The sequence below is a fragment of the Pseudomonas sp. Pdm06 genome (genome assembly GCF_014851795.1).
GTDB classification, from domain to species: domain Bacteria; phylum Pseudomonadota; class Gammaproteobacteria; order Pseudomonadales; family Pseudomonadaceae; genus Aquipseudomonas; species Aquipseudomonas fluorescens_AA.
In genome coordinates this window covers 413,815-427,826 of record NZ_JACVAH010000004.1, presented here as the reverse complement: position 1 = coordinate 427,826, position 14,012 = coordinate 413,815, and the positions used below count along the sequence as shown (strand labels likewise).

Here is a 14,012-nt window from a genome sequence, read left to right as displayed (position 1 = left end):
CAAGACTCAGCGGCAATCAAAGTGCAAGGCGGCCGCAGGATACTCAAATAACCACCTACGGCATGTAGGAAAAATCCCAAATACAAACAGGAAAAATCCCATAAACGTACATCAACAGGAACTTCTCGATCGCTTGAATAAATAAACGGAAAGAAAAAAGCCGGCTTTTTCCTTTCCGCTTCCTCATCTTTTAGACTCAGGGAATGTCAAGGGTTTACCGGACACAAACCTGCCGCATCCTTCGAAGCGGCACGTATCTCAAGCGAGCCGGATAATGGCGACGTGCCGACCATCACCGTATAGTCGACCTTCAACGCTCCCCGGCGGCCTAGCAAATCGCCAAAATGAGTGGCCCTGGGCCCAACCGACTCTTCAAAGCCGTCGTCCACTTGTGATTGGCTCAGTGAAGGAATCGTTTTTTCCCAGCGCGTTCCCACTTCCGTGACAGGTGGAAAATCGGAATATCCCTGTACGGTGATGTCCATTCGCAGACCTTCAGACAGCATTGGATTCGGTGGAATTTTCAACCGCAAATCAGCATTTGGACCGATCCAGGACGAACAATTGATCCACCAAAGGCTCCCTACCAGTCTCGCATCAAGAAACACCGGCTCTTCCAGCCTGATAGGCACGGCCTCCTCTACATTCACTTCCGTAGGATCAGAAGGGCTAGGGTTGTTATCACCGGCTTTGCCGACCTCATACCACACATCGATAACAATACCCGGTACCTGCGCAATCTCAGTCCAAGGCACATCGAATTCAACCTCATCGTCCTCAGCTGGCACGGGCGTTACTTCATCCACATAATTGGGTCGGTCGCCCCAGTACAGTCTCGCCCAGTCAACACCGGTCAGGCCTTGAGGAACCGTGAAGGTGGCCTTTGCATTTACTCCAATGTCAGTCACCAATAACTTGTTATCTTGAGGATTTGTTCCACCTCCTCGGACAAGCACCTTCGGCAGAATGCTAGGGTCGACAACTTGGGATAAATCGACGTTGATGTTCAACGGACTTTCAGCAGGATACACGTCGAAGCCTCGTATCATCTCGTAGGTCACTGTCGTCGGTTTTTCGCCATCAGCCGCACCATAATCCGGTATGATCAAGTCAGTATCGCTTACATCAATGATGATCGGGTCTGATGGATTAGCTCCGACTCTGTGGGGATTCTGGGCCCTCTGCGTGCCCCACGTCAGGTAAATACGATCGTTCTTTCCGGGGTTCGTGTAGAGCGGCACCAATGCCCGGACACCCGTTCGTACGTCAGCCAAATCAATCAAAGTTTTAGCGTCTTCGGCCAGTGGAACTCTCAGGCGACGGTACGGACCGACAGGATCGGGATCAAGTAGCAAATGAGTTTCGAGAGGGGTCGACTCTGGACCGACATTACCCACGATATCTTTCAGCTTGAACTTGAAAGCCAGTAAACCATCGTCTTTACTCGTAAGAGTTAAAACCGGAATCCATACTATCCGATCAAGAGGAATCTCTTCGTCATATACCAATTTCGGAACAATATCCTCTTCTACTAGAACGTAAACCTCGATGGCGTCATGGGTACGTGTATCTGAGTAAGAAGGTACGATCAGAGGTACTCCTGTCGGACGAACACTATCCAGGTAGGCCTTTGTTAACCCGCGATCTTTAGCGATCTGATCCCTGAATTCCAAACGGCCGGCGGATTGATTGCCATTGGGCGGGGTCTTATCGATAACGAATTCCGCTATTTCAGAGTCCGTAGTGTCCCCAGAGGGGATCTCTACACTGTACTTCAACTCGTAAGTCCCTTCCGCTGCAAAAGCGGAAGCAGTTACTGTAGTCGGATAGGGGAAGTCATCAGGTTCAAATGGCCCGTCAATCTCATGCTTATCTGTAGGCTCTCCCCAATCGTTGCTGCCTTTGCGCCTGACATAGATCCTGAGAATATCTGTCTCGCCTGCTTCGGCTGGCTCAGGCCATCGCTCAACTTCTAGTTCAAGATCGGTTTCCTGCAGCGCCCGAGGTACATAATTTTCGTATTCCTCATACGGGAAATAGACCGGAATAATTATCGGCGCCAAGGGATCCGCCGGTTCTTCAGCCCTCTCATTCAAATACCAAGTATTGTAGGCTTGACGAGCCTCCGCAGCGGTCAACGTGTTTTTTGTCTGGTCATTCATTTTTTTCAGCTCCGGCAAATATCAGTTAGATATATCCATGAATAGCTAAAATACTGACTACCCATTTCGTTTCAACGAGCCGACATCAAACGCTCGTAGATCTTTCAATCATCACGCCTTGAAGCAGCACACAGTTCTTCCGTAACGGTTTCAACAATCTTCAAATTTTCGGGTGCCGGAGACCTGCCAAACTGTCCATCCGTTTTGGTCAGTGTGTAATAGGCACCCCACGATCCTCGCGACACCGGTTTTATGTAAGGATCGAAGGGCAGGATCCAGACATCGACAAAACCGTCACGTATATGCTCAGGTTTTATCTCTTGCGGAAACTCGCCGTAGGTTTCTGCAATGGGGTCGGTGGAATTGAATGCTCGATAGCCTTGCCAGAACACCAGGATCTGGTCGCCTGTTGCAAAATGACCGCTGTCGAATTTGATGCGGACCCTAATTCCCTCCCACGGTTTATCTTCGCAACCGATATAACCAAAGCCATCGGCATCTTCAAAAACCGGGGCAGGTAAATCATCGATAGTGGTGACCTGAACCCGCACATACGTATTTTCCGATTGCTGTTCATTCACCCCGTTACTGGTTGTGTAATAAACCGGCAACCTCGCGTTATTGGGTTCCGTATCAATCACGTCCCAAGGTACAGCGGAGAACGAAACTTCCACGCCTTCGACATCCCCTGTCTGCACGGTATAAGTGGCGACGGCGCCGCTGTATTGCCCCCAGTAGAGTTCAAGCACCTCCCCCGGATTCGGCGCCTCATACAGTTTCAGCTTCGGGATGACCGGATAGGCCCGGTCACTGGGCAACAGCACATTGGGCACGCCCGAACCGCCGACAATATCGATGAGTGGTAAAAGCGGGTTGAGCAATGCCGGTGCATTGGGATGGTCTTGCCCCGCGACCGTGAAATCGATGTTGATGTCGGCCTCTTCCGAGCGACGCGAACCACCACTACTGCGAATGAAGTTGTACCCCACCTTGACGACCGCGGGGCCTGGCCCATTGGCGATCAATGCAGTCCATGGCACCGGTATGTTCAACGGAAGCACAGCGTCACGCGGGGGCAGTGAAACCCCACCCCACACCAGTTCAATCTGGTCACCGGGTTGCAAGGGAGGGGGAATATTATTAACGATCGCCTCCACCTGCGCCCGCGCATCGGCCCGGTGCACGAGGTTATCATCGTCGTGCAGCGGCACGGTGGGCGGCGGGAGCCGGCTGGGCCAAGGTATGAGTGAAACGGTCCCGGTGGCGGGCTTGGAATAGGTCAGCGTTTCGTTTCCGGCGCGATCCCGAACTTTGTAAAACGCATGGAACGTGCCGTTCTGGTTCGGCGCACGAATGTCATCGCCCTTTAAATCCACACGAATGTCGCCGGCATCGATCTCTGTCTGAAGAACCGTTTTTGTCGTGACAAAAGTTTCTGTGGGTGGGTTCGTTGGCGACCAGAACAGCTCGATCACATCACGATCCGCCGCGCCGGTGTAAATGGGCGACGGAAGGCGAAATTCGACCTTGTCATTGTTGTTCTGAAGATACTCTTCGGTAATGACGTTCCCCGGTAAATTACTGGGAAACAGTAATGCTTCAAGTTGCTTGTCGTAACTGGGCGGCTGGCTATCAATCGTCACGAATCGATGTTCAGAAGGCGCCCCCGAACCGGCAGGAATGACAATTTCATACCAAATTTCGAAACGACCATCGGGTTGGAGATTATTTTTTGGTACTTCAAGTGGATAGGGAAACATGTCCTCTGTAATGGGGCCGGGAACTCTCTCTGTGTGCACCGGCACACCAGTCCTGTTGTTAGGACGCTCCCAGTACAATTCGATAATGTCTTCTTCACCCTCAATCGCATAGTTCTCCCATCGCTCAGGCACCCAGACAGGCAGCGATTGATTCTGCGACCCTGTGGGAAGCAACCCTTCTGGGTCACTGTCCTCAATAATCGAAGGAATCGACAGCTTCTTCAGGACAGCCAATATCGGGCTTCTTTTCCTTATGAGAGGCCTTTCTCTTTCACCCGAGTCCTTGCCCTCTTTCGATTCGCTCACTTGCCACTCCAAACTCGCGATGATTGAGACTGTCTGCGCCGCACTGAAGGATGTGTAATTCATCTCGGGTCTACACAGCAGAACCCAAGTGAAATCTATTCGACTCTCTATCCAATCGATTGAATACTGTCAGAGTTGACAGGTGCGGATACCGTTCGTCGCCTTGAACAAGCACCGAACGGCAATATCTCAGTTCTGTAAATGAAAGCGCCTTGCACGCGAACATCGCCCTTTCTGGACCAGGGACTCTTTTTGATTACGCTAAGAATGCGTGTGTTGAGCGCTGTGAAACTTCAGCGCATTTGCAAAGACTGACCGGCACACGAGGCAATCCGCCTACACGCCTCCGCCAGTTTCACCTGATCGACCACCAACCCGATCCGAATATGCCCCGCCGCACTCGGTCCGAACGCCTCGCCGGCCAGCACCGACACCCCATACCCGTCCAGCAGCCGCTCGGCAAATGCCTGGGCACCGAGGCCCGTCTGGCGCACATCGACCATCACGAACATGCCGCCGTCAGGTCGCACCGGCTTGAGGCCCGGGCAGTCATCGAGCATGGCGCAGACCAGGTCGCGGCGCTGGCGATATTCCTCGTGCATCTGCGCCACCTCAGGCAGAGCCTGCTCCAGCGCGACTTGGGCGGCGCGTTGCACGAAATCCGGCAAGCCAAACAGCATGCACAGCGACAGGTTCGCCAAGTGCCCGGCCAACGCCTGCGGCCCGATGACCCAACCGATGCGCCAGCCGGTCATGGCGTGGGATTTGGACAGGCTGTTGATCGTCGCGGTGCGCTCGGCCATGCCCGGCAGGCTGGCCGGGCTGATGTGTTCGCCTTCGTAGATCAGGTCGCTGTAGACCTCGTCACTGATCAGCCACAGGTCATGTTCGATGCACAACCGCGCCAAGGCTTGCCAGGTGGACATCGGCAGGCTGGCGCCGGACGGGTTGTTCGGGCTGTTGAGCAGCATCGCCCGGGTACGCGGGGTAATCAGGCGGGCAACGTCAGCCGGATCGACCCGAAAACCGTTCTCCGGGCGGACCGCCACCGGCACCACTTTCGCCCCGCAGGCACCGAACACCGCTTCGTAGGTGACATACATCGGCTCTGCGACGATGACTTCGTCGCCTGCGTTGAGCAGGCATTGCGCGACCGCGTACACCGCGCATTGCGCCCCCGGCAGCACAACCACATGTTCGGCGCCTACGCCTTGGCCGCAGCGCAGGCGGTGACGCCGGGCAATGCTGGAACGCAGGGTGTGCAGGCCGCGGATGTCCGAATAATGAGTGTCGCCAGCCCGCAGGCTGCCCACCGCCGCATCGACGATGGCCCGTGGCGTGTCAAAGTCCGGGTCGCCCACCGACAACAGCAACACATCCATGCCCTGTTCGCGCATGGCCAGCGCCCGGTCGTGAATATCCCAGGCAGCGGCACCGTCGCCGGTGATGCGTTGGGTCAAGGCTGAAAAGCGCATGTACGTCTCCTGGTTGCGCGATGTCCAGCCTCAACCCTATCTCAAATCACAAACCGCGCCACCATCGCATTCAAACCCACCGCCAGGCGCGACAGTTCATGGGTGGCGTCGCTGGTCTGTCTAGCACCGCTGGCCGATTGCGTAGCCAGGTCGCGGATGTTCACCAGGTTGCGGTCCACTTCGCGGGAGACCTGGGCCTGTTCTTCCGAGGCGCTGGCAATGACCAGGTTGCGTTCGTTGATCTGGTGGATCGACTGGGTGATCTGCTCCAGGGCCACGCCAGCGGCCCGGGCCATCTCCAGAGTGCTTTGGGTGCGCTGGTTGCTCTGCTGCATCGATTGCACGGCCTGGCCGGTACCGTTCTGAATGCCGGCGACCATTTTTTCGATTTCCTGGGTCGATTGGGCAGTACGATGGGCCAGGGCCCGGACTTCATCGGCCACCACCGCGAAACCACGTCCCGCCTCCCCGGCACGGGCGGCTTCGATGGCCGCGTTCAGCGCCAGCAGGTTGGTCTGTTCGGCGATGGCGCGGATCACGTCCAGCACCTTGCCAATGTCCCGGCCCTGGACCGCCAGGCCTTCGATCATCGAAGCGGTGGCTTGCACGTCGTGGGTCATGGTCTGGATCGCATCGACGGTTTCCACCACCCGCGAGCGCCCCTCCTGGGCTGCCTGGGTCGACTGGTTCGAAGCTTCGGAAGTGGACACCGCGTTGCGGGCGACCTCCTCGACGGCGGCGGTCATCTCATTGACGGCGGTGGCGGCCTGTTCGATTTCATTGTGCTGCTGTTGCAGGCCGCGGGAGGATTCCTGGGTGACCGCGCTCAGCTCTTCGGCCGCCGCTCCCAATTGGCTGGCGGAGCCGGCGATCTGCTCGATGGTCTGGCGCAGGCTGCCCTGCATCGCGGCCAAGGCCTGGAGCAAGCGACCGGGTTCATCCTTGCCATCAACCGCTATGACCTGGACCAGGTTGCCACTGGCAATGATCCGGGCGGCCTCCAAGGCCCGGTTGAGTGGCGCGACGATGCTGCGGGTCAGCAGCAAGGCCAACACGACCGTGGCCAGCGCGGCAATGAGCGAGACGACGATGATGCCGGTGATGGCGCTGTTGTAATGCTCGCCGGCCAGGGCCGATGCCTCACCGGCACTGGCTATGTTGAGGGCAATGAGCTTATTGAGCTGCTCGCCCATCAGATCGGTGCCTTCCTTGATCCGCGTATTGATGTGGGTACGCAGTTCGTCAGCCTTGTTCTGGCGCGACAACTCGAGCATTTCTTTCTGGGCTTGCAGATATTTGTCGAGGGTCGCCGAAAAGACTTTGTACAGCTCAGCCTCTTGCGGCGAGGCCGGCAACGCGGCGTAGCTGCTATTGGCCTTGTTCAGTTTTTCCACCAGCACACCGATGCGGCCCTCGGCCTCTGCCAGACTGGCCGGGTCGCGGTTGACCAGGATCCGGAACGAAAGAATGCGCATGCGCAACACGCTTTCCAAGACATTGGCCAGGTAGCCGACGCTGGGCACTTGGGTCTGCTCCATGTCCAGCGAAGCCTGGCGGATGACTGACATGCGATTGGCGGCGAATACGCCGAGGACAACGACGAGCAACGCGATGACGGTGAAGCCCAGAAAAGCCCGGGGAGCGATATTCAAGCTGCGTAGAGACATGGGAAGACCTCGCTGTGATGGGGTCGAGCATCCATGCCGCCAGCGTACGGGTTGGAATAATTGTGGGTACGCCTGAGGTCGTTATCGGCCAGGCTCCAGGCTTCTTGCAGGGGGATGTAAAAAAATATTTCACGAGACTTATGTGGCGAAGGAACTTGCTCCGTCGCCGTGGGTGTAATGCGCGACCGCTTTATCGGCGCGCCACCCGCCACAGCCGGGCGATGTCCTGGGCGCGCTCGCTCAGCAGGCGCGGGGCGTCGACGCAGGCTTCTTGCAGGGTCATCGGCCCGCTGGCCAGGGCGAAGGCGGCGTCGATACCGTGTTCGTACAGCGCCTGGTAGCCCTCCCCCAGCGTACCGGCGATGACCAGCACCGGCACGCCATGCTGGCGGGCGATGCGGGCCACGCCGAAGGGGGTCTTGCCGCGCAGGGTCTGGGCGTCGAAACGGCCTTCGCCGGTGATCACCAGGTCAGCGCCCTCGATCGCATCGGCCAGCCCGGTCAATTGGGCGACGACGTCCACGCCGGTCCGGAACTGCGCCCCCAGGAATGCCTTGGCCGCGAAACCCAGGCCACCGGCGGCACCGCTGCCCGGCTCGTCGCGCACATCCTTGTTCAATGCCTGGGCACACTGTTCGGCGAAATGCCCCAGGGCCCGGTCCAGTGCCTGCACTTGAGAGGCCGAGGCGCCCTTCTGCGGACCGAAGACGGCGGATGCGCCATGGGGTCCGCACAGCGGGTTATCGACGTCGGCGGCGATCTCGAAACTGACGTGGGCCAGGCGGGGGTCGAGTTCGCTCAGGTCGAGGCGCGCCAGGTTCGCCAAAGCCAGTCCGCCGGGAGGAAGGGGTTGGCCCTGGTCATCCAGTAATGCCACGCCCAAGGCCCGCAGCGCACCGGCGCCGGCGTCGTTGGTGGCACTGCCGCCAATCGCCAGGATCACCCGTTCGACGCCTTCATCGAGGGCCGCGCGAATCAGCTCGCCGGTGCCGTAGGTGCTGCTGGCACAGGCATCGCGCTGCCCCGGCGCTACCAATTGCAAGCCACTGGCCTCGGCCATCTCGATGATCGCGGTGCGGCTCTCGGCCAACCAGCCCCAGCGTGCCTCGACGGGAGTGCCCAAGGGACCACGAACCCGGGTGTGGCGCCACTGACCGTTGCAGGCTGCCAGCACCGACTCCACCGTCCCCTCCCCGCCGTCGGCCATCGGGCACTTGACCAACTGCGCATCCGGCCAGACCTGGACCAGCCCCTGGGCGATGGCATCGGCGACGCCCTGGGCACTGAGGCTGTCCTTGAACGAGTCGGGGGCGATGATTATTTTCATATTATTCTCCGGTTCCGATGCACAGCATGCTGCCAGTTGACCGCAGCCGTGACGCCGGTCCACCGCACAAAAGACACCGGGCATTATTGTTCAATTTCACAAATACCGGTTTTCCAGGAAGATTCAGGTTGAAGCTGCCGGCCTCATCGCGAGCAAGCTCGCTCCCACAGAAGTAGGGCCGCAGATCAAACTGTGGGAGCGAGCTTGCTCGCGATAGCGGTGTGTCAGCTTGCATAGGTATTGGATGTGCCACCGTCATCGCGAGCAATCTCGCTCCCACAGGTTATGGAGTGATCTCGGCGGCCTGCGGCAACAGTTGCACCCCCAGGTACAATGCCAGCATCCCGTCCAGGCGCAACGGATCCACGCCGCTGAGTTCGGCGATGCGTTCCATGCGGTAGCGCAGGCTGTTGCGGTGGATGCCCAGGGCTTCGGCGCAGGCTTGGCTCTGGCCGTCGTGCTCGCACCAACTGCGCAAGGTGGCGAGCAATTGGCCGTTGCTGTCCTTGGCGATGACCTTGCGCAGCGGGGTCAGCAATTCATCCAGGGCGTCGTCGCTGCGATGACGCCAGAGCATCACCGGCAAGCGATAACGGTTGAGGGTCAGCATTCGCGACTGCGGCAACACATCGCGCCCGTAGGCCAGCAGATCCCCGACTCGCCGGTAACAACGACGCAGGCCCGCGAGCCCTTCGGCCTGGCCGCCCACCGCCACGCGCAGAATGCTCCAGCCCAACCCGTCGAGCTTTGCCAGCAGCCGTTCGTTCTCCACCGAGGCGGTCACCGGCCGGCACCAGAGCAAGGAAGACTTGGACGACGTCAGGCACCAACTGTCCGGGTAGCGCGACATCAGCCGGGCGCTCAATGTCTCGACGGTCTGGCCCGGTCCATGCTCCAGGCCCAGCTCGAACAGGTACGGCACCCGCGACAATTGTGGCTTGAGCCCCATTTGCCGGGCTTCGTCCAGCAAGCGTGGCGAATCCCCGGCGTCCCCCAGCAGCAACGCCAACAAGTCATCGCAACGCTGGCGGCGCCATTGCTGCTCGGCCTGTTGGTTGCGCTGGCCCACCAGCATTTCAGCGGTCATGCGCACCAGTTCGGCATAGGTACGCAGTTGCGCAGGCTCGCCGGTGATGCCCAGGACGCCGATCAGCCGTTGATCGAGCATCAGCGGCAAGTTGATCCCCGGCTGCACGCCCTTGAGGTGCATCGCGGTGTGCTCGTCGATTTCCACCACCCGGCCATTGGCCAGGACCAGTTGCGCGCCCTCATGGCGCGTATTGACCCGCTCGCGCTCGCCACTGCCGAGGATCAGGCCCTGATTGTCCATGACATTGACGTTGTACGGCAGGATCGCCATCGCCCGGTCGACGATGTCCTGTGCCAGGTCGTGATCGAGTTCGAACATGGGCAGTGTTCCTTGCAGAGGGCATGAATTGTTGTTTCAGGCATGGGTTTGGTCAGGCGCACAGAGCCTGCATTCAAACCCTGTGCTCAAGCACAAAGACACGGGACCTTGGGCTGGCCGAGACTCAAGGGGCGGTCAACGTTACCCCCTGGCTCGCAAAAATCATAATAAAGAGAGACCTCGCCATGTCCCAGAGCGCAGCAGCCCTCCTGGCTACCCCCGACGAAAAAAATACCGTCTACAAGCGCATCACCCTGCGCTTGATCCCGTTCATTTTCATCTGCTACCTGTTCAACTACCTGGACCGGGTCAACGTTGGCTTCGCCAAGTTGCAGATGCTCGACGCCTTGAAATTCAGCGAAACCGTGTACGGCCTCGGTGCCGGGATCTTCTTCATCGGCTACGTACTGTGTGGCGTGCCAAGCAACCTGGCCCTGACCCGGTTCGGTCCCCGGCGCTGGATCGCCTTGATGATGATCACGTGGGGCACGCTGTCGACCTGCCTGCTGTTCGTCACCACCCCCACCGAGTTCTATACCTTGCGACTGTTTACCGGCGCCGCTGAAGCCGGGTTCTTTCCTGGCGTGGTGCTGTACCTCTCGCAATGGTTCCCGACGTTCCGCCGCGGTCGGATCATGGCCTTGTTCATGTCGGCCATTCCGGTGTCCGGCCTGCTGGGCAGCCCGTTTTCCGGGTGGATCCTCAACCACTTCGCCGCGGGCCAGGGCGGCCTGGCGGGTTGGCAGTGGATGTTCCTGCTGCAAGGCATCCCGACGGTGATCCTCGGCGCTCTGGCGTTCTTCCTGCTCAGCGACACCTTCGCCAACGCCAAATGGCTGACCGCCCAGGAACGCGCCGTGCTCACCGCCGACCATGCCGAAGACCTGGCCAACAAGCCAAAAAGCACCACCGACTCGTTGCTCGCGGTGTTCAAGAACCCGGCGATCTGGGCCTTCGGCCTGGTGTACTTCTGCATCCAGAGCGGCGTTTATGCGATCAACTTCTGGCTGCCGTCGATCATCAAGAACCTGGGTTTCAGCGATAACCTGGTGATTGGCTGGCTGAGTGCGATCCCTTACCTGCTGGCAGCGGTGTTCATGTTGCTGGTGGGCCGCTCGGCGGACTTGCACAAGGAGCGTCGCTGGCACTTGGTGGTGCCGATGCTGATGGGCGCCGTCGGGCTGCTGATCGCCGTCAACTTCGCCACCACCCCGGCCATCGCCATCATCGGCCTGTCCATCGCCACCATGGGTGCCCTCACCGGCCTGCCGATGTTCTGGCCGGTGCCCACCGCCCTGCTCAGCGCCGGAGCCGCCGCCGGTGGCTTGGCCTTGATCAACTCCATGGGCCAGATGGCCGGTTTCCTCAGCCCGTACCTGGTGGGTTGGGTCAAGGACGCCACCGGCTCGACCGACGCGGCGCTGTACCTGCTCGCCGGGGTGATCGTGTGTGGCAGCCTGCTGGCGCTGCGCATGACCCGCACCTTGCGCACCTGAGGCGAGCTTGTGGGAGCAAGGCTTGCCCGCGATGCAGGCACCTGGGTCTACCGTGATACCGAGGCGTCTGTATCGCGGGCAAGCCTTGCTCCCACAGAAGCTCATTCCCACAGGATTGGCAGTGTTTGAGAATTCTGTTTGATCCGTGCGGTGGTTCTGGGGTTTGATTGAGCCTTTCCCATGGATGAAAGGATCTTGTCATGAGCTACCGCACGCTAGGCCATTCCGGGTTGCAAGTCTCGACGTTGACCCTGGGCACGATGATGTTCGGCGAACAGACCAGCACCGAGGATTCGCTGCGGATCATCGACAAGGCCTGGGACCAGGGCATCAATTTCATCGACACTGCGGACGTCTATACCAACGGTCGCTCCGAGGAAATCGTCGGCGAGGCGATCGCCCGTCACCGCCATGAATGGGTGCTGGCCACCAAGGTCGGCTTCGGCCCCCCGGACGGCGTGCCCAACCGCAGCGGCCTGAGCCGCAAGCACCTGTTCAATGGCATCGAGGCCAGCCTGACGCGCCTGGGCACCGATTACCTGGACATCTATTACCTGCACCGCGAAGACCACAACACCCCGCTGCACGTCACCGTGTCGGCCATCGGCGACTTGATTCGCCAGGGCAAGATCCGCTATTGGGGCCTGTCGAACTACCGTGGCTGGCGCATCGCCGAAGTGATCCGGATCGCCGACAGCCTGGGCATCGACCGCCCAGTGATCAGCCAACCGCTGTACAACATCGTCAACCGCCAGGCGGAAACCGAGCAGATCACCGCCGCGCAGAACTACGGCCTCGGCGTGGTGCCGTTCAGCCCGCTGGCCCGCGGCGTACTCAGCGGCAAGTACGCGCCGGATGTGGCACCGGACGCCAACAGCCGTGCCGGACGCCAGGACAAACGCATCCTGGAAACCGAATGGCGGGTCGAGTCCCTGCGCATTGCCCAGCAGATCCTGCAATACACTCAGGGCCGGGGCGTGGGTATCGTCGAGTTCGCCATCGCCTGGGTGCTGAACAACAGCGCCGTGACTTCGGCCATCGTCGGGCCGCGCACCGAGGAGCAGTGGGATTCGTACATCAAGGCGCAGGCGGTGAAGATCAGCACGGAAGATGAAGCCTTCATCGATTCGCTGGTGACGCCGGGGCATGCGTCGACGCCGGGGTTCAATGATGTGAGTCATTTCGTGCCGGGGCGAGTGCCCGTGGGAGCAAGGCTTGCCCGCGATGAACGATAACGCGGTTCAACCGTTCAACCGCAGCGCGGCCATCGCGGGCAAGCCTTGCTCCCACACACTTGCTCCCCTGGATAACCTTGCCAGCCAACAGTTTGGGTTGATTGATCGCCCTCAAGAGAATCACCGTGTCCAAAGGCATCGCTCTATCGGTCTCGGCCTCTGCGCTGTTCGCCGTCATGTACTACTACACCTCATTGCTCTCACCCCTGAGCGGCGTGGAGATCTTCGGTTGGCGCATGCTGCTGACGATGCCATGCATGACCGCCTTCCTGCTGGTGACGCGGGACTGGCACCTGGTCACCGCGCTGATCCAACGCCTGGTTGCCACGCCACGGCTATTGATCGCGGCAATCGTCTCTTCGGTGCTGATGGGTGCGCAGCTGTGGCTGTTCATGTGGGCGCCGCTCAATGGCTACAGCCTGGACGTGTCGCTGGGGTACTTCCTGTTGCCGCTGTCGATGGTCCTGACCGGGCGCATCGTCTATGGCGAGCGCCTGTCCTACCTGCAGAAAGTTGCCGTGTTCTTCGCCACCCTTGGCGTGTTCAACGAGTTGTACCGGGTGGGCGGTTTTTCGTGGGCAACCTTGCTGGTGGTGATCGGCTACCCGATCTATTTCATCCTGCGCAAACGCATCAAGACCGACAACCTCGGCGGGCTCTGGCTGGACATGACCCTGATGCTGCCCGTGGCGCTGTGGTTCGTGCAAAGCGGTGAACAGGGTTTCAACGTGTTCGATCAATACCCACGGCTGTCACTGCTGATCCCGTTGCTCGGGGTGATCAGCGTCAGCGCGCTGGTATCTTATATCGTCGCCAGCCGGCTGCTGCCGTTCAGCCTGTTCGGCTTGTTGAGTTACGTCGAACCGGTCTTGCTGCTGGGCGTTGCACTGCTGTTGGGCGAAAGCATCAAGGCCGGTGAATGGCTGACCTACATCCCCATCTGGATGGCCGTGGCGGTGTTGGTGTTCGAAGGCTTCAAGCATCTGGTACGGCAACGGCGCAGGGCTTGAGGCCAACATCAGCCCCTGTGGGAGCGAGCTTGCTCGCGATGGCGTCGGATCAGCCAATATTGATACAAGCTGACCCACCGCTATCGCGAGCAAGCTCGCTCCCACAGGGGTCTGCGTCATTCAATAAAAAGCCCGCCTGGCATCACTGCCAGGCGGGCTTTTTTTT

The 14,012-nt window shown here is 59.5% G+C and carries 9 protein-coding genes and 1 pseudogene; 3 read left to right on the top strand and 7 right to left on the bottom strand.

Going from position 1 to position 14,012, the window contains the following annotated elements:
* Window positions 1–206: 206 nt before the first annotated feature.
* The 7 genes and pseudogenes from IB266_RS09705 to IB266_RS09680 all read right to left on the bottom strand — a co-directional run bounded on the left by IB266_RS09705 (window position 207) and on the right by IB266_RS09680 (window position 10,105).
* Window positions 207–2,162, bottom strand: coding sequence for a hypothetical protein (locus tag IB266_RS09705; RefSeq protein ID WP_192261052.1), 1,956 nt, complete (start codon window positions 2,160–2,162; stop codon window positions 207–209).
* Between the two features lie 104 nt (window positions 2,163–2,266).
* Window positions 2,267–4,228, bottom strand: coding sequence for a hypothetical protein (locus tag IB266_RS09700; RefSeq protein WP_192261051.1), 1,962 nt, complete (start codon window positions 4,226–4,228; stop codon window positions 2,267–2,269).
* 293 nt (window positions 4,229–4,521) lie between these two features.
* Window positions 4,522–5,703, bottom strand: a complete 1,182-nt coding sequence (locus IB266_RS09695) for a pyridoxal phosphate-dependent aminotransferase (protein ID WP_192261050.1) — start codon at window positions 5,701–5,703, stop codon at window positions 4,522–4,524.
* Window positions 5,704–5,744: 41 nt separating this feature from the next.
* Window positions 5,745–6,608 (bottom strand): methyl-accepting chemotaxis protein, encoded by an 864-nt coding sequence (locus tag IB266_RS31140; RefSeq protein WP_412548303.1) that lies wholly within the window; start codon window positions 6,606–6,608, stop codon window positions 5,745–5,747.
* Window positions 6,600–7,370 (bottom strand): annotated as a pseudogene (locus IB266_RS31135) (MCP four helix bundle domain-containing protein); the annotation flags it as partial. The gene IB266_RS31140 and the pseudogene IB266_RS31135, both read right to left, overlap by 9 nt.
* A 190-nt stretch (window positions 7,371–7,560) precedes the next feature.
* Window positions 7,561–8,697 (bottom strand): glycerate kinase, encoded by a 1,137-nt coding sequence (locus IB266_RS09685; RefSeq protein ID WP_192261048.1) that lies wholly within the window; start codon window positions 8,695–8,697, stop codon window positions 7,561–7,563.
* Window positions 8,698–8,980: 283 nt separating this feature from the next.
* Window positions 8,981–10,105 carry a sugar diacid recognition domain-containing protein gene (locus tag IB266_RS09680; protein ID WP_192261047.1) on the bottom strand — a complete coding sequence of 375 codons (1,125 nt, stop codon included), beginning with the start codon at window positions 10,103–10,105 and terminating at the stop codon, window positions 8,981–8,983.
* Window positions 10,106–10,290: 185 nt separating this feature from the next.
* On the opposite strand from IB266_RS09680, the gene IB266_RS09675 reads away from it, so the two are divergent.
* The 3 genes from IB266_RS09675 to rarD all read left to right on the top strand — a co-directional run bounded on the left by IB266_RS09675 (window position 10,291) and on the right by rarD (window position 13,846).
* Window positions 10,291–11,601, top strand: a complete 1,311-nt coding sequence (locus tag IB266_RS09675) for an MFS transporter (protein ID WP_192261046.1) — start codon at window positions 10,291–10,293, stop codon at window positions 11,599–11,601.
* 200 nt (window positions 11,602–11,801) lie between these two features.
* Window positions 11,802–12,836, top strand: a complete 1,035-nt coding sequence (locus IB266_RS09670) for an aldo/keto reductase (protein ID WP_192261045.1) — start codon at window positions 11,802–11,804, stop codon at window positions 12,834–12,836.
* A 125-nt stretch (window positions 12,837–12,961) separates the two neighbouring features.
* The gene (rarD, locus tag IB266_RS09665) at window positions 12,962–13,846 is read left to right on the top strand and encodes an EamA family transporter RarD (protein WP_060743174.1); all 885 of its coding nucleotides are present in this window, start codon (window positions 12,962–12,964) and stop codon (window positions 13,844–13,846) included.
* Window positions 13,847–14,012 lie beyond the last annotated feature (166 nt).

Coding starts and splice junctions, on each gene's coding strand:
- IB266_RS09705 (WP_192261052.1), bottom strand. CDS start 2,162: ATGAATGACCAGACAAAAAACACGTTGACCGCTGCGGAGGCTCGTCAA.
- IB266_RS09695 (WP_192261050.1), bottom strand. CDS start 5,703: ATGCGCTTTTCAGCCTTGACCCAACGCATCACCGGCGACGGTGCCGCT.
- IB266_RS31140 (WP_412548303.1), bottom strand. CDS start 6,608: ATGCAGGGCAGCCTGCGCCAGACCATCGAGCAGATCGCCGGCTCCGCC.
- IB266_RS09685 (WP_192261048.1), bottom strand. CDS start 8,697: ATGAAAATAATCATCGCCCCCGACTCGTTCAAGGACAGCCTCAGTGCC.
- IB266_RS09680 (WP_192261047.1), bottom strand. CDS start 10,105: ATGTTCGAACTCGATCACGACCTGGCACAGGACATCGTCGACCGGGCG.
- IB266_RS09675 (WP_192261046.1), top strand. CDS start 10,291: ATGTCCCAGAGCGCAGCAGCCCTCCTGGCTACCCCCGACGAAAAAAAT.
- IB266_RS09670 (WP_192261045.1), top strand. CDS start 11,802: ATGAGCTACCGCACGCTAGGCCATTCCGGGTTGCAAGTCTCGACGTTG.